A 21,172-nucleotide genomic window follows, 5' to 3' on the forward strand; every position below is an offset into this window, starting at 1 on the left:
TCACGCGGAACCACTGATTCTCTTGGCGATGTCACTCATTATCCTGTCAGCTCCCCAGGATGAGGCCGCGACCCACGCCAACTCGCGACGAGTGTCTGGGTCGAGGTCCGCCTTGTACCCAAGGTCGTGTTGAGGTTCCGCCCAAGCATGCATGAATATCGTCCGTACCTGGAACTCGAACGTTGTCGGCATCGGGTCGAGCTCGTGCCACCCTTTAGGTTTGTAGTGTTCCGGTATCACGAAAATAAAGTGGTCTGACTCGTACCCAAACTCAGCTGGCCCCGCCGGTTCTTTGGTCTGATGCTCCACTGCTCCGAACCAGGACGTGAGCTGTTCTCGAACTACGGAAATGTCGTGACGAAAAAACGTGATGACACGACCGGCTACCTGATCCTCTAGCTGGCTGAACGGGTCGCTGTACTTGGGGGTCATGACTTCCGTCGCGTGCGGCTTCGTTGCCTTGACTGCAAACGACCTGGAACCCTTGACGCGAAACGAAATTCGATCGATATGCGCGACTCCGTCGAGCGCATCGCGGGTCCTGATCTCAAGCTCCTGCGCCAAGCTTTCGAGGAGTGGTAGACGGCGTTCGTACTCCCTTTGCACGTCATCCACGCGTCCTCACCTCTTCTTCCTCGATGACACCTTCCGCCTGAAGGCGCCGTCCGTCGGCGTCTTCGAAGATTGTCACTCCGCCTGCGTCACCTATTTCAACAAAGGGTGCCGACACGATGATCCCGTTTCGGAGACGGAACCGCTTGTACTGGATCAGATGATCAAATCTCTCGAGATCCAGTGCGAAGGCGGCGCCGCGCTCCTCTGGGCGGGAATGAGACAGGAAGGACTCTGCCGCAGCGCCGGAAAGGAAGGTCTGAGCCACCGAATCGATTGACCACCGGGGCTGGTTCGAAGTCCGGAGGGCTCCGATGGCTGCGTTGATCTGCTCTTGCAAAACGGAGTCGTCCTTAGTCCGCGAGTGGGCGGCCCTCAAGGACCGAGCCAGGAGCATGGTTCCCTCGGTATCGCTCATCTGCAACCGTGCTTGCAGAAACTTGACTATCCAGAGGTCGGCGACCGCACGTTCGGTAGCCGTCGACTGTAGATCGAGGACCCGAGCGGTCAGCATCCCTGTTGCCTGATTTGGGCCTTCCAACATTGCAGCTTTCCGCAGGCTCGACTCACGATTGAATGCGTCCAGAAGCTCTAGCCGGGCATGACCTCCAGCCAGGCGGAGGTTGAAAACCTCTTGTTGGGGGAAAGTCCACAAGATCAGTCGCCGGGTGGACGTCGACGCGGTTTGGTGAAGAGTAGCCATCAGTAGCGATGCTTTGGAGCGGTTATCCATCGACTGCCCCAGGCGATTCGCGAGGGATTCGACAGCGGCGGACTGGTCGCCTGCGGTGAATGCCACCGATAGCGCAACGTCCCTCACAGGATGGTCTCGACCGGGAGAGTTCTCATCCACAAGGAGGTTTACCGACGGAGCGCTTCCGAGTCTTGACCGATCAAATGTACGGTCTAGTGCGGTCTGAAGGCCTGCGCCTAAAGCGATAGCACCACCGACGAATCCAGCCTCCTGCCGTGGCGAGACTTCGAATGCGTAGGCCGCGGTCAGAGTTCCTGCCCCCATTGTTCCCCCTTCGGAACGATATCCCTGTGGATGACAATGGCATACGTTGACCGAGCTGCTATGCCCGCCTGCCCGACGTCCGACAGATAGACATCGTCACCCGAGCGAGCTGACGGCCTGTCACTTCACGAGCGGGCGCACTGTCGTGAAGCCGCCGTCGACCGGGATCACCTGACCGGTGATGCGACCGGCATCCGTCGACAGCAGCCAGTCCATGACGGCCGCGACATCGTCGGCAGTCTGCACACCACCGAGTGGGTACTGCTTCTCGGCGCCCTCCCGCTGCATCGGCACGCTCAGCATGCCGGCGGTCATCGGGGTCTCGGTCATTCCCGGAGCGACCGCGTTGACCCGGATGCCGCGTGCCGCATACGTGGCGGCCGCACTCCGCACGAGAGCCTCGACGCCGCCCTTCGCGGCGGCGATCGCCTCGTGGTTCGCGACGCCGATCCGCGCGACGACCGAACTCGCGAACACGGCAGCCCCGGGCTCCTTGCCGGTGGCCTCGAGCCACGCCTGCAGGATCCAGATGCTGCTCTCGAGGTTCACGCGGAGGATGTCACGCGCGGCGTCGACCTTCGTCCGGTGCAGCGGGGTGATGAGTGTGCTGCCGACCGCGTGCGCGAGCCACGCCGGTGCGTCACCCAGCTCGGCCCGGCAGCCATCGAGTGCGGCGGCGGCACCCTCGGGCGTCGTCACGTCGGCTTCGATGTGCGCGTCCGCATCGACGGAGGCGAGGGATGCGGCATCCCGTCCCACGGCGGCGACGCGCAGTCCGCGCGCCCGCAGCCGTGCGACGAGGGCGCTCCCCACACCGCCTCGGGCGCCGGTCACGAGGGCGATGTCGGTCGAGGTCATGGTGTTCTCCTTGCTCAGGTGTGCGGAACCGGGATGTCGCCGCGGCGGATCGCGTCGGCGCGCTCGCGGATGCCGGTGATCTCGTCGTCGTCCAGGCGCGACACGTTCTTCACCTGCAGCGACATGCGGTGGTTGGCGGCGAGGGGCTCCTCGTGCCGGATGAGGTAGTCCCAGTACAGGGTGGTGAAGGGGCAGGCGTCTTCGCCGATCCGTTTCGCGGGGTCGAACGGGCACGTCTTGCAGTACGGGCTCATGCGATCGATGTACTTGCCGGTCGCGGCATACGGCTTGCTGCCCATCAGCCCGCCGTCGGCGTACTGGCTCATCCCGAGCGTGTTCGGGAGTTCCGCCCACTCGACCGCGTCGACGTAGACCGCGAGGTACCAGGCGTGGACCTCCTTCGGGTGGACGCCGAGCAGCATCGCGTAAAGGCCCGTGACCATGAGCCGCTGGATGTGGTGCGCGTACCCGTTCTCGAGCGTCGTGCCGATGGCGTCCTGTAGGCACGCCATCGCGGTGTCGCCGGTCCAGTAGAAGTCCGGGAGCGGTTCGAACGCCTCGAAGGCGTTCCGCTCGAGGTAGCCGGGCATCTGCGTCCAGTAGGTGCCCCGCACGTACTCACGCCACCCGAGGATCTGCCGGATGAACCCCTCGACCGCAGGCAACGGCGCCTTCTTGTCGCGATAGGCCGCCTCGGCCGCGGCGACGACCTCGCGCGGAGTCAGCATTTTGAGGTTCATCGACGACGATAGGTGCGCGTGCCAGAGCCACGGCTCGCCCGGCCACATCGCATCCTGCGTTTCGCCGAAGCCCGGCAACCGTTCCTCGATGAAGAGGTCGAGCGCCTCGAGAGCCTGCGCACGGGTGACCGGCCACGCGAACGAGTCGAGCGAGCCGGGGTGGTCTCCGAAAGTCTTCTCGACGAGGCCGATGACCTCAAGGGTGGTCTCGTCGGGTTCGAACCGGGCGCGCGGGGGAACGAGCCCCGGACCCTGCTTCGGGAACGCCTTGCGGTTGTCGGCGTCGTAGTTCCACGAGCCGCCGACCGGCTGCCCGCGGGTCGTCATCAGCACGTCGTGCTTCTTGCGCATCTCGCGGTAGAAGTACTCCATGCGCAGCGACTTCCGGCTCTCGGCGTGCGCGGCGAACTCGGCGACGGTGCTGAAGAAGTGGCGGTCCTCACGGATGTCCAACGGGATGCCGCTGTGCTCGGCCACCTCGCGCAGCGCTTCGCGCACCCGCCACTCGCCGGGCTCCGTCACGACGAGTCCCTCGGGCTTCAGCTTCGTCACGTCGATCGTGAGCTGGTCGGCCAGCGAGTCCTTCGTCGACCGGGCGTCGAGCTTCGCGTAGTGGAGGCGACGCCCGGCATCCGTCAGCTCCGCGGCGAAATGGCGCATGGCGGCGAGGAACACGGCGGTCCGCTGCTTCGTGCTCCAGACGTGCTCGGACTCCCCGGCGACCTCGGCCATCCAGACGGTGTCCTGATCCGGGTCGAAGTCGTCGAATGCGCTCGACTCATGATCGAGCTGATCGCCCAGCACGATGACGAGGTGTCGCAGCATGGGGTCAGCGTAAGTAGGGGGTCGGACGGTTCCCACCGCTTGTGTCAGGCGGGCGAGCGCGCTAGCGGAGCTTCGAGACCTGGCATCCTGGTCGCATGCCCGCGACCGAGGACGCCCCCGACGTGGACGTCGAGCACGTCGGCCACGGCAACCGTCGCACCCGCGTCACGCGCGTCGAGACGACGGCCGGCGAGGGCGGCAGGCCGTTCGTCCTGGTGGCCGGCGTCGGCGTCGCAGCGACGTATTTCGAGTTCCTCGCGCCTTCGCTCGCCGAGCACGGCGACGTGTTCGCCCTCGACCTGCCCGGCTTCGCAGGGATGCCGCGGCCCGGTGACCAGCCCACGGCCGAGTTCTTCGCGGACCGCGTCGAAGAGGTCCTCGACCACTACAACCTCGAGGACCCGGTGGTCATCGGGCACTCGATGGGCACGCAGGTCGTCACCGAGGTCCTGATCCGGCGGCCGCAGCTGCGTCACGCCGTGCTGGTGAGCCCCGTCGTCAACGACCAGGAGTCGTCGCTCCCGATCGTCGCGCTGCGCTTCGCGCAGTCCGCAACGCGCGAGACGTTCCACCTCGCGATGACGGCTCTCTCGGCCTACGTCCTCTGCGGATTCGTCTACTTCGTGCAGGTCCTGCCGCACATGCTCCGGTATCGGTTGGTCGAGCGGATGCCTCGGGTCGAGGCATCCGTCCTGTTCATCCGCGGTGAGTACGACGCGACGTCGCCGCGCCGGTTCCACTCGCGGCTGGTCGCCGCCGCGCAGGAGGCGCGTCGGTGGGAGATCCGCGGCGCGGCGCATTCGATCATCAACGCGCACGCCGTCGGGGCGGCCGAACTCATCGTGGGGCACGCGAATGACACGTTGCGGCCGAAGGGGCGGATGCCGGCCGAGAAGGCCGCCGTCCCGCCGCCGCCGCACGCGGGGATCGGCGTGGTCTGGAGCGCGATGCGCGAACGCGCTGCCGAGTGGTGGTCCGCCGCGCGCCGCGACGAGGCCGGCGTTGAACGTGCGAAGGAACGGCACGCCCGCATCCTCTGGCGCGCCTATTCCCGCGCCCGTCAGGACCCGCGCCGCGAGGTGCGCTGAGACGGGCGGCGCCTCACCCCGCGGCGGCGCCCCACACGTCGAGCGCGCTCTCACGCGCCGAGGCCACGGCCGCGGCGACCGCCCCTGTCACGACGACGTCGCCGCCCAGGGTCGAGGCGACGAGCTCCGGCGCGGGCAGGTCGAGATCCGTCGGCAGCGATCGACGTGCGGCGGCGACGACCTCGTGCACGCCGTCGGCGATGGCGCCTGAGACGACGACGCGTTCCGGGTCGAACATGCTCCCCAGGACGCTCACGATGCGGGCGAGCGCCAAGCCCACCCGATCGACGATCCGCAGCGCATCGGCGTCGTCGCGGGCAGCCATCGCGAGGACCGTCCGGGCGTCAAGGGACTCGGGCGCGAGATCCCGGAATCCGGCCGTCGCCTCGCCCGACCGCGCGAGCTCGGCGGCCCACGACGCCACACGCGATCCGAGCCCCTCGGCGCCGCGGACGCCGTCGACGTGGTCGAACGCGACCATCTCGCCGACCCCGCCGTGATGGCCGCGCAGCAGATGCCCATCGACGACGACACCGGCGCCCAGGCGAGATCCGGCCAGGAGGGCGATGTAGTCCTGGCATCCTCTCGCGGCCCCGACCGACCCCTCGGCGACCGCTGCGAGCGACGCGTCGTTCTCGATGCGCACGATCGGCGCCCACGAGAGGACGTCGACGAGGTCGGGGTTCATCCGCTCCCAGAAGCGGGTGGGATGCCGCGGCGATCGTCCGGTGCGGTCGACCGGCGCGGGCACGCCGGCGCACACGGCGAGCACGTCCGCGCGTGACCGACCCGCGGCGGTCAGGGCGCGGTCGACCGTGTCACCGACGACGCGGGCACGGGCCGCCGCGTCGTCACGATCCAGGACGAGGCGGGCATCGGCATCCGCCATCGGCTTTCCGCGCAGGTCGGCGACCCATACCGACACGTGCTCGTGGCCGGCATCGACGCCGACGACGACGGCGGCATCGTCGCGCAGCGCGAATCGACGTGCCGGGCGTCCTTTACGGTAATCCCCGGCCAGGCGCGCATTCGGCAGCTCGGCCAGCAGCCCGCGGGTGACGAGGGCTGCGGTCGCTTCGATGGTCGTCGACCGCGTCAACCCCGTGGACTCCATCGCGTCCGTCGCGGTGAACTCGACTGTCTCCCACGCGAAGGCGAGCACGGCGTCCTGACTCGCCGGGCGAGTCGGGGGAGAGGCGAGTGTCGACATCGGGGTCTTGACCTTTCAGGATCTGCCCTGCAATATTGCCTGCATCGTATTGATTTGGCGACTAAATATAATCGCCGGGTCGAACGGTGAGGGATCTTTCGTCCGCAACGACGCGATCGGATACACATGTCATCGACCCATTCCCGAGCACGGCGAATCGCCGCCGTGCTCGCCGTCACCGCACTGGGCGGCGCGCTGCTCGCCGGCTGCTCGGCCGACGGTCGCGAGACCCTGCGCTTCACCTTCAGCAAGCGGGAGGCGCTGCCGTTCATGCAGGACGTCGTGCAGACCTACAACGCGTCGCAGGACGACGTCACCGTCGAGATGGACACCTCCGGTGTCGACGTCGTCTCGGCCAGCTTCGTCCGCGGCAACCCGCCCGACATCATGCTTGCCAACTACAACTACGAGGTCGCCCGTTTCGTGCAGCGCTGCGCGCTCAGCGACCTCGGCGGGACGGATGCCGCCGGCACGGTGCGCGAAGACCTGCAGCCGCTGATGGAGCAGTACGGCACCTGCGAGGGGCGCACGAGCGCCCTGCCGTACTCCGTGATGGCGTCCTCCGTGATCTACAACACGAAGATCTTCGAGGAGAACGGTCTGGAGATCCCGACGACGTGGGACGAGCTCATCGCCGTCTGCGACGCGCTGAAGGGAGCCGGCGTCACCCCGTTCTACGGCACGTTCAAGGACGACTGGACGGTCGCGCAGGGCTGGTACGACTACGCAATCGGCGGCTCTCTCGACGTCATCGACTTCTTCGACCAGCTGGCGGGCGAGGGGGCGGAGGTCGACGGATCGTCGGCCGTCTCCTTCGAGAAGGACTTCACCCCGCCGGTCGAGAAGGTGCTGACGCTCGCGACGGAGTACACGAACGACGACGCCGACAGTCGCGCCTACGGCGACGGCAACCTCGACTTCGGCAACGGCGAGGCCGCGATGTATCTGCAGGGACCGTGGGCGTTCAGTGAGATCGCCAAGACCGCGCCCGATGCGCCGCTCGGCACCTTCCCGCTCCCGATGACCGACGACCCCGACGACCTCGCGATCCGCGTGAACATGGATCTCGCGGCCATGATCCCCGACGCCTCCACCAAGAAGGATGCCGCCCGGGACTTCCTCGAGTACCTGTACCAGCCCGACATCATCGAGGCCTACAACGACTCGCAGCTCGGTTTCTCGCCGACGAAGGATGCCCCGCCGCCCCAGGACCCCCGCATCGAGGGCATGCAGTCCTATTACGACGAGGGTCGGATCTATCAGGGACCGTCGGTCCTCGTCCCGAAGACCATCCCGGTGTTCGCCCACGCGCAGGCCATGCTCTTCGGCCAGGACCCCGCTCGGACGTTCGCCACCATGGACAGTGATTGGTCGCGACTCGCGTTCCGTCAGCCCGTCCTCACCGACGAGGCCGAGGAGGCAACGCGATGACCACCACCACCGGCGCGACGACGACGCTCCTCACCGCAGGGGATCGAAAGGCCCGGCGCAGTAGGAAGCGCGTCGAACCGATCTACTACCTGTTCCTGCTGCCGACCGTCCTGCTCTTCACGCTGGCGATCACCGTCCCCGGACTCATCGGCATCTTCTTCAGCCTCACCGACTCGATCGGGCTGGGGGAGTGGAACTTCATCGGATTCACCAACTACATCGCCCTCTTCAGCGACCCGGCGATCCTGCAGAGCTACCTGTTCACCGCGGGCTTCGCGATCGCGACCGTCATCGTGGTGAACATCGCGGCATTCCTGCTCGCGGTCGGACTGACCTCCCGCGTCCGCTTCAAGACGGGCCTCCGGACGATCTTCGTGATCCCGATGGTCATCTCGGGCATCATCATCGCCTACGTCTTCAACTTCCTGTTCTCGAACTCGCTGCCGTCGGCGGGGTCGACCCTCGGCATCCCGTGGCTGCAGGAAAGCCTCCTCGCCAACCCGGATCTCGCGTGGGTCGCCATCGTCATCGTCACCGCATGGCAGGCGGTCCCGGGGACCCTCCTCATCTACATCGCGGGGCTCCTGTCGGTGCCGGGCGATGTGTACGAGGCGGCCGACATCGACGGCGCATCGAAGCGTCAGCAGCTGTTCCGGATCACCCTGCCGCTGGTCGCGGGCTACGTCGTCATCAACGTGATCCTCGGCTTCAAGGGGTTCCTCAACGCGTACGACATCATCGTCGGCCTCACCGGCGGCGGACCTGGCACCGCCACCCGCAGCGTCGCGATGACGATCATCGCGGGCTTCAACGGCGGCGACTACGCCTACCAGATGGCCAACGCGACGATCTTCTTCATCGTGGCCGTTCTCATCTCGCTCCTCCAGCTCTCGCTCACGCGGGGAAGGAACCGGTTCTGATGTCCACCACTCAGCCCGCGCTCGCGTTCGAGCAGGCCGACGCCGTCACAGCGCCCGACCGACCCACGAAGCCGCCTCGCCGCAGGATGGTCGAACGGTTCAACTGGTCGAGCACCGTCATCCTGTTCCTCTGCTCCATCACCGTCCTCCTGCCGCTGTACGTCACCATCTCGATGGCCCTGAAGACGACGGGGCAGGCCGTCGACGGCAATGCGTTCTCGCTGCCGGCGCCCATCAGCTTCGACGGGTTCGTCCAGGCGTGGAACCTCACGCAGTTCCCGGTCGGCGCGGGCATTTCGTTCCTCGTGACGGCCGGCACCGTGATCGCGACGATCATCCTTGCCGCGTTCGCCTCCTACGCGATCGTCCGCAACTGGGATCGCAAGCTCTTCCGGTACTCGTTCTTCTACCTGCTCGCGGCGATGTTCATCCCGTTCCCCGTCGTCGCGCTGCCGCAGATCCAGCTGACCGGACGCCTCGGACTCGACAACCCGTTCGGTGTCATCCTGCTGGCCACGATGTTCCAGCTGAGCTTCAGCGTGCTGCTGTTCACCGCCTTCCTCCGGTCGATACCGATCGAGCTCGAGGAGAGCGCGCGCATCGACGGCGCGTCGACCTGGCAGACGTTCTGGAAGCTGATCTTCCCGTTGCTCGCTCCCATGAGCGCGACGGTCGGAATCTTCGCCTTCCTCTACGCCTGGAACGACTTCATGCTGCCGTCGCTGATCATCTCCGACCCGTCGATGCAGACACTCCCGGTGCGGCAGAACCTCTTCCAGACGCAATTCAGCAACAACTACAACGTCGCCTTCGCGTCGTACCTCATGGCCATGGCCCCCGCGATCCTCGCCTATCTCTTCACCCAGCGCTGGGTGATGGAGGGCGTGACGCAGGGCGCCGTCAAGGGCTGACCGACCACCGAACCCGAAAGGACACCGTGACCTCCGACGTGCAGACCGCGCCCGAGACCGCCGACCTCACCGACGCCGAGCTTCCCGAATGGTGGCGCCAGGCTGTCGTCTACCAGGTGTATCCGCGCAGCTTCGCGGACGCCGACGGTGACGGCATCGGCGACCTGCGAGGCATCCGCTCTCGGGTGCCGTATCTCAAGGAGCTCGGCGTCGACGCGATCTGGCTGAGCCCGTTCTACCCGTCGGAGCTCGCCGACGGCGGGTACGACGTGGCGGACTACCGCGACGTCGACCCGCGGCTCGGCACGCTCGACGACGCGGACGCGCTCATCGCCGCGCTCCACGAGGCGGGGATCAAGGTGGTCATCGACATCGTCCCGAACCACACGTCCGACCGGCACGCGTGGTTCCAGGAGGCGCTGGCGTCCGAACGCGGGTCGGCGGCACGCGCGCGCTACATCTTCCGCGACGGCAAGGGCGAGAAGGGCGAGGAACCGCCCGCGGACTGGCAGTCCGTGTTCGGCGGGCCGGCGTGGGAGCCGGTCGGCGACGGGCAGTGGTACTTCCACAACTTCGCCGTCGAGCAGCCCGACCTCGACTGGTCGAACCCCGAGGTGCGCGCCGACTTCGTGCGGACGCTGCGCTTCTGGTCGGATCGCGGCGTCGACGGGTTCCGCATCGACGTCGCCCACATGCTGACGAAAGACCTGCCCGAGGAGCTTCCCACCCAGGCCGAGCTCGACGCGATACCGCACGACGGGCAGCATCCGATGATCGACCGCGACGACGTGCACGAGGTGTATGCGGAGTGGCGGCAGGTGTTCAACTCTTACGACCCGCCACGCACCGCCGTTGCCGAGGCGTGGGTCGACCCGTCCCGCATCCCGCTGTACGCGAGCGCCGAGAGCCTCGGGCAGGCGTTCAACTTCGACCTGCTCGAGGCGGACTTCGACGCGGGTCAGTTCCGGCGGGTCGTGTCCGACAACCTCGCGCTCGCCGCCTCGTCCGGATCCTCGACCACGTGGGTGCTGTCGAATCATGACGTCGTGCGTCACGCTACGCGCTACGGGCTGCCGCATCCGGATCGCGATGCCTCGGGCCGCCCCACCCGCAAGCACGGCAACGAATGGCTGCTCTCGGGCGGTGCCCAGCAGGCGGTGGACGCCGAAGCGGGACTCCGCGGCGCCCGAGCCGCGAGCCTGTTCGTCCTCGGGCTGCCGGGATCGGCGTACATCTATCAGGGCGAGGAGCTCGGCTTGCAGGAGGTCGGGGACATCCCGGAAGGCGACCGCCAGGACCCGACGTTCTTCCGCAGCCCTGGCGAGGACATCGGACGGGACGGATGCCGAGTGCCGATTCCCTGGTCTGAGTCCGGATCGTCGTTCGGCTTCGGCTCGGGAGGAGCGCACCTGCCGCAGCCGGCGTGGTTCGGCGAGATGTCGGTCGAGGCGCAGGAGGACGATCCCACGTCGACGCTGAACCTCTACCGCCGCGCGCTGGAACTGCGACACGAGCTGCAGGCCGCGGAGGAGCTGACCTGGCTCGAGACGGGGCGCGCCGACGTGCTCACGTTCGCTCGCCCGAACGGCTGGACCGTCGTGATCAACTTCGGCGACGAGCCGGTGGCCCTGCCGGCGGGTGAGGTGCTGCTCGCGAGCGCAGATCTGGACGGCGGCCGGCTGCCCGGGGCGACGACGGTCTGGCTGCGCGCCGCGGGCTGACCGCGCAGATCGCCGAGGCAGCGTCCGGCAGGGTTCCGTTCTCCGGATGGATGGGGGCTTCACGGCGGTCGGAGGGCTCCTGTGCCCCGATCCTCCGGAGAACGGTCCGCTGTCGTTTCCCTCCGGTGGGGTGCGCACGCGACCAGCCGTGCCGGAATGCCGGACGATAGGCGGAGATTCGGCGCGCAGGAGGGGGACGGATGCCGGAGGGCGACAGCGTGTACCGGTTGCGGGAGCGGCTGGCCGCGGCATCCGTCGGTCACAGCGTCGTCGCGGGTGAACTGCGCTCCGGTGCGGCGGCGGGAACTCCGCTCGCGGGCCTGCGCATCGTCGAGTACGACACGCATGGCAAGCACGTGCTGACCCGCTTCGACACCGGGCAGACGCTGCACACGCACCTGCGCATGCAGGGGAGTTGGACGGTGACGCGGCCGGGCCGCCGCATCCCGTCCCGCGAAGATCACCGGGTTCGCGTGCGGATGCGGCTCGACGACGGGTCGACGCTGTGGGGGGTCGACCTGCCGGTGGTCGAGCTCGTCGCGACGGCTGACGAGGGTGCGCTGCTCGGGTACCTCGGTCCCGATCCGCTGCGGAACGACTGGGATGCCGCCGAGGCGGTGCGTCGGCTGTCGTTGCAGCCCGAGCGGCCTTTGGTCGCGGCACTCCTCGACCAGCGGAACCTCGCCGGACTCGGCAACCTGTGGGTCAACGAGACCGCGTTCCTCTCGGGTGTGCATCCGTTCGCGCCGATCGCCTCAGCCGACCTCGAGCCGCTCGTCGAACGAGCAGCCCGGATGCTGCGGATTTCGGCCACCGTGCCCGGCATGTACCAGGTGACCACCGGCTCGACGCGGAAGGGCGAATCGCACTGGGTCGTCGGTCGCGCCGGGCGCCCGTGCCTGCGGTGCGGCACCCGGATCCTCGTGCGCGACGAGGTCGCGAACGACCCCGAGCGCCGTCGCACGTGGTGGTGCCCACGCTGTCAGCCGGGGGCATGAGCGTGCGTGACCGCAACCCCTTCGCCCTTGTCGGCCGCGCGACGTAGCGTCGCCGCATGGCTTCCACCCCGGCACCCAAGACGTGCGCCTCGTGCGGACGTGAGATCCAGTGGCGCAAGAAGTGGGAGAAGAGCTGGGATGACGTGAAGTACTGCTCCGACGCGTGCCGGAAACGTGGCATCCGTCCCGTCGATGAGAAGCTCACGGCCTCGATCCGAGAGCTACTCGATGCACGCGCGGCGTCGGCCACGATCTGCCCGTCCGAGGCGGCGCGCGCTGTGGGAGGCGAGGACTGGCGCGACCTGATGGAACCCGCCCGCCGGGCGGCGCGCCGCCTGGTCGCGATCGGCGAGGTCGAGATCACCCAGCGGGGGCAGGTCGTCGACCCGTCGACGGCGAAGGGGCCGATCCGCATCCGGAAGGCGCGTTGACGTGCAGACCTTCGTACCGTTCAGCGACCTCGCGCGCGGCATGGCGGCGCTCGATACGAAGCGGCTCGGCAAGCAGCGGGTCGAGACGCTGCAGGTGATGCGCGCACTCACGATCCCGGACTACGGCTGGCGGCACCATCCCGCAGTCGCGATGTGGCGCGGCCATCGCGCGGCGCTCATGGTCTACCAGGACCTCACGGTCGACGAATGGGTCCGCCGCGGTTTCGCCGACACGACCCGCGCCTCCACGCTCGCGACACTCGACGAGATCCCCGAGGACGGTGCCGAGTACCGGTCCGGGACGGTGAGGATGCCGCCGTGGTTCGGCCGCGAGGACGTCCACCGCTCGCACCGCTCGAACCTTCTGCGCAAGGACCTCGAGTACTACCGCGCACAGGGCTTCGACGACCCCGACGATCTCCCGTACGTGTGGCCGAAGGCCGAGAAGGCCTAACTCAGGCGGACGCCGCCCACGCCCGGATCTCTGCGACGAGGTCGGCCTTGCGCCCGGCATCCGCGAAGGACGCCTCGATCGAGTTCGCGGCGAGATGCGCCAGTTCGGCCGTGTCGAAGCCGAGCGAGGCGGCGGCGGCGTAGTTGTCGCCGATGTAGCCGCCGAAGTACGACGGGTCGTCGGAATTGATCGTCACGACGACACCCGCGTCGACGAGCTCGCGCAGGGGGTGGGCGCTCAGCTCGGGCACGGCGCGTAGGCGCACGTTCGACAGGGGACACACCGTCAGCGCGACTCGGTGCTCGGCGAGATGCGCGAGCAATTCGGGGTCGTCGACCGAACGGATGCCGTGGTCCACCCGTTCGACGTCGAGTAGCCGCAGGGCCTCCCAGACGTACGCGGCGGGTGCCTCCTCGCCTGCGTGGGCGACGCGACGCAGTCCCAGCTCGGCGGCCCGACGGAAGACGCCCTCGAACAGCGACGGCGGGTAGCCGACCTCTGCGGAGTCCAGGCCGATCCCGAGCAGCTCGTGCGCACGCGGCGCGATCTCATCGAGGAGGGCCTCGGCGGAGGCGACCGGGTGGTCGCGGACGATGCAGACGATCAGCCCCCCGGTGATGCCGAATCGCTCCCTCCCGACGTCGAGCCCTGCGCGGAGCCCGTCGATGACGACGTCGACCGGCACGCCGTTCGCCGCGTGGACCTGCGGGTCGAAGAACATCTCGACGTGGCGGACGCCGTCGGTAGCAGCCCGCTCGAGGTAGGCGACCGCGAGATCGGTGAAGTCCTGCTCCGTCCGCAGCACCACCATGCACGCGTAGTAGAGGTCGAGGAACGACTGCAGGTCTTCGAAGTCGTAGCGACGTCGCAGGTCATCCACGTCGGCGAACGGCAGGGTCACGCCATTGCGCGCCGCGAGAGTGAACGCGAGTTCGGGCTCTAATGTCCCCTCGATGTGCAGGTGCAGTTCGGCTTTGGGGAGAGTGCGCAGATCGGGGCTTGTCACGGGGAGCCATCGTACGGCTGAGAACGACGAAAGGGTGCGGAGTCGGCGAGTCGGCCGTCCTCCGCACCCTTTCGGGTACTCAGCTGTTCAGGGAACTCAGCTCTTCGAGCGCTTGCGGCCGAACAGTGCGCCGTAGATCAGCAGAACGATGATCGATCCGCCGATGGCCAGCAGCCAGGTCGACAGCGAGAAGAACTCGTTCAGGTTGACGTTGAAGATCAGCCCACCGAGCCAGCCGCCGAGGAGAGCGCCGACAATTCCGAGGAGGAGCGTGACGAACCAGCCGCCGCCCTGCTTGCCCGGGAGGATCAGCTTGGCGATGGCGCCAGCGAGAAGCCCGAGGATGAGGAAACCGAAAAAGCCCATGATTACTCCTTAGTGATGGTGGTGTCCGAGTCGTTCTGTGACGGACGCCGGGACTAGCTGAATCGCTTGCGGACGTCTTTAGCAATTCCCTTGACGTCGGCCGCGATCTTCTTCGCTTTCTTCTCGCGGTCCTTCTTGGTCCTCCGCTCGTCGCGCATTCGCACGAGCTGGTGGGGCACCGATTCGGACTTCTTCACCGTGACGGACCGGCTGCCGACGACGTAAGCGACGAAGGCGATTGCGCCCAGGATGAGGATCTTGTTGCGCATGGTCAGGCGACGCGGGGCTCAGCGTGGTCGTCGTCATCGTCAGCGATGTGGACGTCGTGGATCTCGACGTTCACCTCGACGACGTCGAGGCCGGTCAGGCGCTCGATCGCACCGGCCACGGATGCGCGGACCTGGTCGGCGACCTGGCCGATCGGCGCCGGGTACTCGACGACGACCTTCAGGTCTGCGGCGGCCTGCGTCTCGCCGACCTCCACCTTCACGCCCTGCGTCAGATCGGTGGCGTTCACCGCATCACGGATCGCCCCGAGCGCGCGTGCTCCGCCGCCGCCGAGCGCGTACACGCCGGTGACCTCGCGGGCGGCGATGCCGGCGACCTTCGCGACGACGCCGTCGGTGATCGTGATGCGGCCGGCGACCTTCTGGTCGTCGCTGCTGCGGGTGGATGCCGAACGGTCGACGCGCGTCGCGGTGGCGGGGGTGGTGGTCTTGTTCTCAGCCATGGGGATGTCCCTCACTGTGTGGTCTCGTCCGACGCGCCATGGTGGCGTCGTCGTGGGGCGTGGGTTCCGCCCTCACAGGTAAGAGGGACCCCGGCGCCGAAACGTCACAAAAAAGTGAGGGATATCCCGGATCAGGCTGCGGGGAGCTCTGCGCGACGTGCCGACAGCTGGTCGAACGTCGCGAACGTCTCGGCGATCGGATTGCCGGTGAAGTGACCGACCCAGCCGTCGTCGTCATGGAAGAAGCGGATGCTGGTGAACTCCGGCGTCGTGCCCATGTCGAACCAGTGCGTCGTGTTCGCCGGCACCGAGACGAGGTCGCCCGCCTCGCAGTAGAGCGCGTAGACCTTCTCGTTCACGTGAAGGTAGAAGACACCGGCACCGCGAGCGAAGAAACGGTCTTCGTCGTCGTCGTGCTTGTGCTCCGAAAGAAAGCGCTGACGAGAGGCATCCTTCACCTCGTCGTAGTTCTCCTGTGCGGGAGAGAGTCCCACGATGTCGACGAGCGTGTAGCCCTCGCGGTTCTTCACCTCGTCGACCTCGACCTTGTACAGGTCGAGCACGTCCTCGAGCGTCGCGTCGTCCGTGAAGTCCTTGACCTCCCAGCGAGAGAAGCGTGCGCCGAGGGTGGCGAGCTCGGCTCGGATCGCCTCCGCATCGACGGTCTCGAGCACGGGGGTGGTCGGATCGGTGTCGTTCCAGACGGTCAGCAGGGTCACGGTGGCTCCTCGGGATGCGGTCGCGTACAGCGATTCTCGCGCGTCAGGCCATCGGCGAGCCATTCGAGCGAGGCCGCGCGTAACAATGCGCAACCGTCATTCGGATGCGGGGCCCGCCCGCTGTCACACTCGATCCGCGCGGTGCCCCCCGGCATCCGCCTCAGCTTGTGCACACCCGATCCGCACATCTCAGAAGGGGACCACCGTGTCCAACCGTTCCCGCCGTCTCATCGCGCTCGCCGCCGTGACCGGTGCCGCCGCCCTCGTCCTCTCCGGCTGCGCCCAACAGTCCACCGGCCAGCCCGCCGCATCGGCTCCCGCCGCCTCGCAGGCCGCGCCGACGGCCGACCGCCCGGCACCGTTGAACGGCGACCCGATCGACGTCGCGCTCGTTCGTCAGTCCGGCGCCGGCGACTACTTCACGGCGTGGGGTGCCGGTGCCGACGCCCAGGCGAAGGCCGCGAACATCGACCTCACGGTGTTCGACGCCCGCAACGACAACGCCAAGCAGGCATCCGATCTCGAGCAGGCGATCGCGTCGAAGCCCGATGCGATCATCGTCGACCACGGGCAGACCGACACGATCGAGCCGCGCATCCGCGAGGCGGTGGATGCCGGCATCCCCGTCATCATCTACGACCTGGCACTCGAGAACTCCGACGGCGTGATCGTGACCTCGCAATCCGACGCCTCGATGGCGCAGGGCGTGCTCGACCAGCTCGTCACCGACAACGGTGACGGAGCCAAGGTCGGCCTCGTCAGCGCCGAAGGCTTCGCGCCCCTCGACCGCCGGAAGGTCGTGTGGGACGAATACCTCACCGAGCACAAGCTCGACCAGAAGTTCTTCACGGGTGAGGTGACCGAGTCGACGGCGACCGACAACATCCCGCTCGTCGACGCGGCGCTCAAGTCGAACCCCGACGTGCAAGCGATCTTCGCGCCGTACGACGAGATCGCGAAGGGCGTCGTCCAGGCGGTGCGTCAGAACAACCTGCAGGACAAGGTCAAGGTCTACGGCATCGACATCTCCAACGCCGACATCGAGGTCATGACCGCCGACGGCAGCCCGTGGGTCGCGACGTCCGCGACCGACCCGGCCTCGACCGGTGCGGCCGTCGTCCGCACCCTCGCGCTGTCGCTCGCGGGTCAGCTCGACAAGCCCGACGTGCAGTTCCCCGCGGTCACGGTGACCCGCGACTTCCTCCTCGAGAAGAAGATCACCAACGTCACCCAGCTGCGCGAGGCCGAGCCGTCGCTGCTGTTGAGCGACGTCGTCACCGCCGACTGGCTGCCCGCCGTCTCGGGATGACCTCCGACGCACGCTTCACCGCTCAGGCGGACGACCTCGCCATCGTCCGCCTGAGCGGTGTGGGCGTGCGCTACGGCGACAACCAGGTGCTCGAGGGCGTCGACCTGGCCCTCCATCCGGGCACGATCACCGCCCTTCTCGGCACGAATGGCGCCGGCAAGTCGACGCTCATCGGAGCCGTCTCCGGGGCGAACGCCGCCTACACCGGCGCGATCGCCGTCGCCGGTGAGACCGTGCGGCTCGCCTCGCCCACGAAGGCGCGACGCGCGGGCATCGAGACGGTGCATCAGCGGATCGCGGACGGCATCGTCCCCGATCTCTCCGTCGCCGACAACCTCCTCCTCACGGACCTGACCTCGGGCGGCCACCGCGTCGTGCGCCGACGCGCGACCGAGGCCGCTGCGCGACAGGCGCTGGCCCGGCTGGGCCTGGACTGGTCCGATGAGGTGCTGCGAGCGGATGCCGGGCGCCTGGGGGCGTCCGATGCGCAGCTGCTCGTCCTGGCCCGCGCCCTCCGCTCGACGCCGCGCCTGCTGATCCTCGACGAGCCGACCTCGGCGCTCACGGCCACCGAGGCGGACCGGCTGTTCGACGTGCTTCGCGCGCTTCGAGCCGAGGGGCTTGCGATCCTCTTCGTCAGCCATCGCTTCGGTGAGATCGAACGGCTCGCCGACCGCATCCTCGTCCTCCGAGACGGACGGCTCGAGCTCGACGCCGCGCGTCCGTTCGACTGGCACGTGGCCCTCGAGGCCATGCTCGGGGTACCGACGGAGCTGCAGCAGCACGTCACCGAGCCGCTTTCCCCAGGTGACGAGGTACTGACCGTGACCGGGGCGACGCTCCTCCCGGGGGCGACTCCGCTGCATCTGACGGTGCGCGGAGGGCAGGTCACCGGCATCCTGGGTCTTCTGGGCGCCGGCAAGACCGAGCTCGCCGAGCTCGTCGCGGGTGTCCGCACCGATCCGGCAGCCACCCTCACGCTGGGCGGGGAGCCCTATCGGCCGGCGACACCGGTCGCCGCGATCGACGCCGGTGTCGCCCTCGTTCCCGAGGAGCGCCAGCGGCAGGGCATCCAGCCGGGTTGGTCGATCGCACGCACCGTCGGTCTCCCCGTCCTCCGTGAGATCTCCCGACTCGGCGTCGTGTCGACCGCCCGAGAGCGCGCGGTCGCCGACGAGGTGATCGATGCCTTCGGCGTCGTGGCACCCTCGAGCGCCGCGACCCTTGACGAGCTGTCGGGCGGCAACCAGCAGAAGGTCATCGTGGGGCGCTGGCTGCGTACGACGCCGACGCTCGCCCTGCTCGACGAACCGTTCCGCGGCGTCGACATCGGCGCGCGTCGCCGGATCGGCGCGGCCGCGCGATCGCGCGCCGGAGAGGGCGGCGCCGTCGTCGTCCTCTCGAGCGACGTCGACGAGATCCTCGAGGTGGCTGACCGCATCGTCGTGCTCGTCGCCGGCGAGGTCGCCCTCGACACCCCCGCCGGCGTGCTCGACCGCTCTCGCATCGTGAACGCCCTCCTCGGCGACGCCGAGAACCGCAAGGAGACCGCATGACCGCGTTCGCCCCCGCCCCCGTGGCGCCCCCGGCATCCACCCCGTCCCGCATCGGCACGATCGTCGCCGGGATCATCGCGAAGTGGGGCTTCGTCGCGGTGACGGTGCTGCTGTTCCTGTTCTTCTTCGTGAGCGAACCCGCCTTCGGGACACCCGACAACATCTTCGGGATGCTGAAGTTCATCGCCCCGGTCGGCATCGCCGGCCTCGGGGTGACCCTCGCGATGACCGTCGGCGGACTCGACCTGTCGGTCGGGGCGAGCGCGGGATTCGCCGTCTCGATCGCGGCGTGGACCCTGGTGATCGCCGGCCAGGTGGGCGGCGTCGCGGTCGGTGTCGTCCTGCTGTCGGGCGCGCTCATCGGGGCGCTCAACGCGGCTCTGATCGTCTTCGCGCGCATCCCCGACCTGCTCGCGACGCTCGCCACGATGTTCGCGGTGGTCGGGCTGAAGCTGATCATCGTCGACGGCAAGTCGATCTCGTCGCGGATGACCCTGTCCGACGGTACGACCGCGCCGGGCCGCTTCACAGAGGACTTCCTCTGGTTCGACCGCGGATCGATCGGCCCCGTTTCGGTGCCTGTCATCCTCTTCCTCGGTCTGACGCTCCTCCTGTGGTTCGTCCTCGACCGCACGCGCTGGGGTCGCGCGCTCGCGGCCGTCGGCTCGAATGCCGAAGCGGCCCGCCTCGCAGGGGTTCGGGTGCGGGTCTACCAGGCCGCCGCGTACATCGGATGCGGCATCCTCGCCTCCATCGCGGGACTCATCCTCGCGGCGCGCATCGGCCAGGGCGACGTCTCGGCCGGCAACTCGCTGCTCCTCGACGCCGTTGCCGTCGCGCTCGTCGGCGTCTCGGTGCTCGGCATCGGGCGCCCGAACGCGTGGGGCACGGCCCTCGGCGCGGTGCTCATCGCGGTGATGGTCACCGGGTTCTCGATGATGAACCTGCCGTACTACATCCAGGACTTCGGCAAGGGCGTCATCCTGCTCGTCGCCCTGCTGTTCAGCTTCACTTTCCGTCGCCGCAAGACGACCATCATCGCCGGGAGCACCACCGCATCATGACCGACACCGCCACCGTCGACGAGCTCCTGACCGTCGACACCGTCCCCGCGTACCTGCGGTCGCACCGGCAGCTCGCCGGGCCCGTCGACCCCGACGCGATCGCGTCGGTCGTCGAGGTCGGCGACGGCAACCTCAACCTGGTGTTCATCGTGACGGATGCCGACGGTCGCGGCGTCGTCATCAAACAGTCGCTCCCGCACGTCCGCGTCGACCCGTCATGGCCGCTCACCCGGTCCCGCACGAAGCGTGAAGCCGTCGTGCTCACGGCGCACGAGAAGGTCGATCCCGTGCACGTGCCCGCCCTGTACGGGTTCGACGAGGCATCCCTCGCCCTCTCGATCGAGGACCTGAGCGATCACGCCGTGTGGCGCGGCGAACTCAACGCGGGACGCATCCACCCTTACGCGGCCGCCCAGCTCGGCACCTACGTCGGCGCGGTGGCGTTCGCGTCGAGTGTCTTCGGCACACCCGGTCCCGAGCGGCGGCGGGCAATCGCGGAGGCAACGAACCCCGAGCTGAGTGAGATCACCGAGGACCTCGTCTTCACCGAGCCCTACATCGACCACGAGCACAACGGCTGGCTGCCCGCCAACGAGACCGACGTGCGCGCCCTCCGCGCCGACACCGCGTTCGTGGGCGAGATCGGGCTTGCGAAGCAGCGCTTCCAGGAGAGCACCCAGAGCCTGCTGCACGGCGACCTGCACACCGGGTCCGTGTTCGTGCGAGCCGACGGCGAGTCGGTCAAAGCGTTCGACTCGGAGTTCGGCACCTTCGGACCGACCGGGTTCGACCTCGGCGCCGTGTGGGCGAACCTGTTGATCGCCGCCGCGCGTGCCCACGTGCTCGGACGAAACGCCGATGCCGAGCAGCTCCTGCGCCTGCCCGTCGAACTCGTCACCGCCTTCGAGCGAGAGTTCACCCGGCGCTGGCCCGAGCGGGTCGATCCGCGGGTCTACGGCGACGACGTCCTGGCCGCGACGCTGCGGCAGGTGCGGTCGGACGCCGCGATCTATGCCGCCGCGAAGGCCGTCCGCCGGATCGTCGGCTTCTCGAAGGTCGCCGACATTCAGACGCTCCCCGAGGCGGAGCGCGCGGTCGCCGCCCGCGTCGTGCTCCTCGGCGCGCGCGCCCTCGGTACCGGCCGTCGCGTCGATACCGACCCCGCGCGTCTCACGCAGGCGACCGTCGAGGTCTTCCTGGGCTGA

At 68.2% G+C, this 21,172-nt stretch carries 22 protein-coding genes; 12 read left to right on the plus strand and 10 right to left on the minus strand.

All coding sequences use genetic code 11. The features are described 5' to 3' along the window. The 4 genes from MO1_RS13910 to MO1_RS13925 all read right to left on the minus strand — a co-directional run bounded on the left by MO1_RS13910 (position 1) and on the right by MO1_RS13925 (position 4,053). On the minus strand, positions 1–615 hold the full coding sequence (locus MO1_RS13910; protein WP_060916358.1) for a GTP pyrophosphokinase: 615 nt from the start codon (positions 613–615) through the stop codon (positions 1–3). Then, positions 608–1,126, minus strand: coding sequence for a hypothetical protein (locus MO1_RS13915; RefSeq protein WP_060916359.1), 519 nt, complete (start codon positions 1,124–1,126; stop codon positions 608–610). The genes MO1_RS13910 and MO1_RS13915 overlap by 8 nt, the downstream gene beginning before the upstream one ends. 624 nt (positions 1,127–1,750) lie before the next feature. Continuing rightward, the gene (locus tag MO1_RS13920) at positions 1,751–2,488 is read right to left on the minus strand and encodes an SDR family NAD(P)-dependent oxidoreductase (RefSeq protein ID WP_060916360.1); all 738 of its coding nucleotides are present in this window, start codon (positions 2,486–2,488) and stop codon (positions 1,751–1,753) included. Positions 2,489–2,502: 14 nt separating this feature from the next. Continuing rightward, a complete protein-coding gene (locus MO1_RS13925) occupies positions 2,503–4,053 on the minus strand; it encodes a cryptochrome/photolyase family protein (RefSeq protein WP_060916361.1) in 1,551 nt (516 codons plus the stop codon). A 95-nt stretch (positions 4,054–4,148) separates the two neighbouring features. On the opposite strand from MO1_RS13925, the gene MO1_RS13930 reads away from it, so the two are divergent. Further along, positions 4,149–5,141, plus strand: a complete 993-nt coding sequence (locus MO1_RS13930) for an alpha/beta fold hydrolase (protein WP_060916362.1) — start codon at positions 4,149–4,151, stop codon at positions 5,139–5,141. 13 nt (positions 5,142–5,154) lie between these two features. On the opposite strand, the gene MO1_RS13935 is transcribed toward MO1_RS13930, so the two are convergent. Further along, positions 5,155–6,351, minus strand: coding sequence for an ROK family protein (locus MO1_RS13935; RefSeq protein ID WP_060916363.1), 1,197 nt, complete (start codon positions 6,349–6,351; stop codon positions 5,155–5,157). A 126-nt stretch (positions 6,352–6,477) separates the two neighbouring features. On the opposite strand from MO1_RS13935, the gene MO1_RS13940 reads away from it, so the two are divergent. From MO1_RS13940 to MO1_RS13970, 7 genes are all read left to right on the plus strand, one after another. Further along, the gene (locus MO1_RS13940) at positions 6,478–7,782 is read left to right on the plus strand and encodes an ABC transporter substrate-binding protein (RefSeq protein ID WP_060916364.1); all 1,305 of its coding nucleotides are present in this window, start codon (positions 6,478–6,480) and stop codon (positions 7,780–7,782) included. Then, on the plus strand, positions 7,779–8,702 hold the full coding sequence (locus MO1_RS13945; protein ID WP_060916365.1) for a carbohydrate ABC transporter permease: 924 nt from the start codon (positions 7,779–7,781) through the stop codon (positions 8,700–8,702). The genes MO1_RS13940 and MO1_RS13945 overlap by 4 nt, the downstream gene beginning before the upstream one ends. Positions 8,703–8,788: 86 nt before the next feature. Then, entirely contained in the window at positions 8,789–9,613 is an 825-nt protein-coding gene (locus MO1_RS13950; protein WP_052009452.1) for a carbohydrate ABC transporter permease, read from the plus strand. A 26-nt stretch (positions 9,614–9,639) separates the two neighbouring features. Further along, positions 9,640–11,334, plus strand: a complete 1,695-nt coding sequence (locus MO1_RS13955; RefSeq protein ID WP_060916366.1) for a glycoside hydrolase family 13 protein — start codon at positions 9,640–9,642, stop codon at positions 11,332–11,334. 200 nt (positions 11,335–11,534) lie between these two features. Beyond that, positions 11,535–12,332 (plus strand): DNA-formamidopyrimidine glycosylase family protein, encoded by a 798-nt coding sequence (locus tag MO1_RS13960; protein WP_060916367.1) that lies wholly within the window; start codon positions 11,535–11,537, stop codon positions 12,330–12,332. 56 nt (positions 12,333–12,388) lie between these two features. Further along, positions 12,389–12,763, plus strand: a complete 375-nt coding sequence (locus tag MO1_RS13965) for a DUF2256 and DUF3253 domain-containing protein (RefSeq protein WP_036311367.1) — start codon at positions 12,389–12,391, stop codon at positions 12,761–12,763. A gap of 1 nt (position 12,764) precedes the next feature. After that, positions 12,765–13,217: an MSMEG_6728 family protein gene (locus MO1_RS13970; RefSeq protein ID WP_060916368.1), complete on the plus strand. Its 453-nt coding sequence runs from the start codon at positions 12,765–12,767 to the stop codon at positions 13,215–13,217. Between the two features lies 1 nt (position 13,218). Here MO1_RS13970 and MO1_RS13975 read toward each other — a convergent pair whose 3' ends face one another. The 5 genes from MO1_RS13975 to MO1_RS13995 all read right to left on the minus strand — a co-directional run bounded on the left by MO1_RS13975 (position 13,219) and on the right by MO1_RS13995 (position 16,038). After that, positions 13,219–14,223 (minus strand): adenosine deaminase, encoded by a 1,005-nt coding sequence (locus MO1_RS13975; RefSeq protein ID WP_060916369.1) that lies wholly within the window; start codon positions 14,221–14,223, stop codon positions 13,219–13,221. Positions 14,224–14,319: 96 nt separating this feature from the next. After that, the gene (locus MO1_RS13980; protein WP_036311372.1) at positions 14,320–14,589 is read right to left on the minus strand and encodes a GlsB/YeaQ/YmgE family stress response membrane protein; all 270 of its coding nucleotides are present in this window, start codon (positions 14,587–14,589) and stop codon (positions 14,320–14,322) included. Between the two features lie 53 nt (positions 14,590–14,642). Beyond that, positions 14,643–14,858, minus strand: a complete 216-nt coding sequence (locus tag MO1_RS13985) for a hypothetical protein (RefSeq protein ID WP_036311375.1) — start codon at positions 14,856–14,858, stop codon at positions 14,643–14,645. Positions 14,859–14,860: 2 nt separating this feature from the next. Continuing rightward, positions 14,861–15,319 (minus strand): Asp23/Gls24 family envelope stress response protein, encoded by a 459-nt coding sequence (locus MO1_RS13990; protein ID WP_060916370.1) that lies wholly within the window; start codon positions 15,317–15,319, stop codon positions 14,861–14,863. Between the two features lie 131 nt (positions 15,320–15,450). Next, complete coding sequence (locus tag MO1_RS13995) at positions 15,451–16,038, minus strand: 1,2-dihydroxy-3-keto-5-methylthiopentene dioxygenase (protein ID WP_060916371.1); 588 nt, start codon at positions 16,036–16,038, stop codon at positions 15,451–15,453. A gap of 205 nt (positions 16,039–16,243) precedes the next feature. Here MO1_RS13995 and MO1_RS14000 point away from each other — a divergent pair, with 205 nt between their 5' ends. From MO1_RS14000 to mtnK, 4 genes are read left to right on the plus strand one after another with little or no spacing between them, the layout of a single operon-like run. Beyond that, positions 16,244–17,347, plus strand: coding sequence for a substrate-binding domain-containing protein (locus MO1_RS14000; protein ID WP_060916372.1), 1,104 nt, complete (start codon positions 16,244–16,246; stop codon positions 17,345–17,347). Then, complete coding sequence (locus MO1_RS14005; RefSeq protein ID WP_060916373.1) at positions 17,344–18,903, plus strand: sugar ABC transporter ATP-binding protein; 1,560 nt, start codon at positions 17,344–17,346, stop codon at positions 18,901–18,903. The genes MO1_RS14000 and MO1_RS14005 overlap by 4 nt, the downstream gene beginning before the upstream one ends. Further along, positions 18,900–19,967, plus strand: a complete 1,068-nt coding sequence (locus MO1_RS14010) for an ABC transporter permease (RefSeq protein ID WP_060916374.1) — start codon at positions 18,900–18,902, stop codon at positions 19,965–19,967. Before MO1_RS14005 ends, MO1_RS14010 begins: the two co-directional genes overlap by 4 nt. Continuing rightward, the gene (mtnK, locus tag MO1_RS14015) at positions 19,964–21,172 is read left to right on the plus strand and encodes an S-methyl-5-thioribose kinase (protein WP_060916375.1); all 1,209 of its coding nucleotides are present in this window, start codon (positions 19,964–19,966) and stop codon (positions 21,170–21,172) included. Before MO1_RS14010 ends, mtnK begins: the two co-directional genes overlap by 4 nt.

It is taken from the genome of Microbacterium oleivorans NBRC 103075 (assembly GCF_001552475.1).
Classification (GTDB): Bacteria; Actinomycetota; Actinomycetes; order Actinomycetales; family Microbacteriaceae; genus Microbacterium; species Microbacterium oleivorans.

What these genes read in the sequence shown, in the direction of transcription:
- MO1_RS13980 (WP_036311372.1), bottom strand. Translation starts at nt 14,589, where the DNA reads ATGGGCTTTTTCGGTTTCCTCATCCTCGGGCTTCTCGCTGGCGCCATC.
- MO1_RS13935 (WP_060916363.1), bottom strand. Translation starts at nt 6,351, where the DNA reads ATGTCGACACTCGCCTCTCCCCCGACTCGCCCGGCGAGTCAGGACGCC.
- MO1_RS13945 (WP_060916365.1), top strand. Translation starts at nt 7,779, where the DNA reads ATGACCACCACCACCGGCGCGACGACGACGCTCCTCACCGCAGGGGAT.
- mtnK (WP_060916375.1), top strand. Translation starts at nt 19,964, where the DNA reads ATGACCGACACCGCCACCGTCGACGAGCTCCTGACCGTCGACACCGTC.
- MO1_RS13960 (WP_060916367.1), top strand. Translation starts at nt 11,535, where the DNA reads ATGCCGGAGGGCGACAGCGTGTACCGGTTGCGGGAGCGGCTGGCCGCG.
- MO1_RS13925 (WP_060916361.1), bottom strand. Translation starts at nt 4,053, where the DNA reads ATGCTGCGACACCTCGTCATCGTGCTGGGCGATCAGCTCGATCATGAG.
- MO1_RS14005 (WP_060916373.1), top strand. Translation starts at nt 17,344, where the DNA reads ATGACCTCCGACGCACGCTTCACCGCTCAGGCGGACGACCTCGCCATC.
- MO1_RS13965 (WP_036311367.1), top strand. Translation starts at nt 12,389, where the DNA reads ATGGCTTCCACCCCGGCACCCAAGACGTGCGCCTCGTGCGGACGTGAG.
- MO1_RS13920 (WP_060916360.1), bottom strand. Translation starts at nt 2,488, where the DNA reads ATGACCTCGACCGACATCGCCCTCGTGACCGGCGCCCGAGGCGGTGTG.
- MO1_RS13915 (WP_060916359.1), bottom strand. Translation starts at nt 1,126, where the DNA reads ATGCTGACCGCTCGGGTCCTCGATCTACAGTCGACGGCTACCGAACGT.
- MO1_RS13985 (WP_036311375.1), bottom strand. Translation starts at nt 14,858, where the DNA reads ATGCGCAACAAGATCCTCATCCTGGGCGCAATCGCCTTCGTCGCTTAC.
- MO1_RS13930 (WP_060916362.1), top strand. Translation starts at nt 4,149, where the DNA reads ATGCCCGCGACCGAGGACGCCCCCGACGTGGACGTCGAGCACGTCGGC.
- MO1_RS14010 (WP_060916374.1), top strand. Translation starts at nt 18,900, where the DNA reads ATGACCGCGTTCGCCCCCGCCCCCGTGGCGCCCCCGGCATCCACCCCG.
- MO1_RS13940 (WP_060916364.1), top strand. Translation starts at nt 6,478, where the DNA reads ATGTCATCGACCCATTCCCGAGCACGGCGAATCGCCGCCGTGCTCGCC.
- MO1_RS13950 (WP_052009452.1), top strand. Translation starts at nt 8,789, where the DNA reads ATGGTCGAACGGTTCAACTGGTCGAGCACCGTCATCCTGTTCCTCTGC.
- MO1_RS13990 (WP_060916370.1), bottom strand. Translation starts at nt 15,319, where the DNA reads ATGGCTGAGAACAAGACCACCACCCCCGCCACCGCGACGCGCGTCGAC.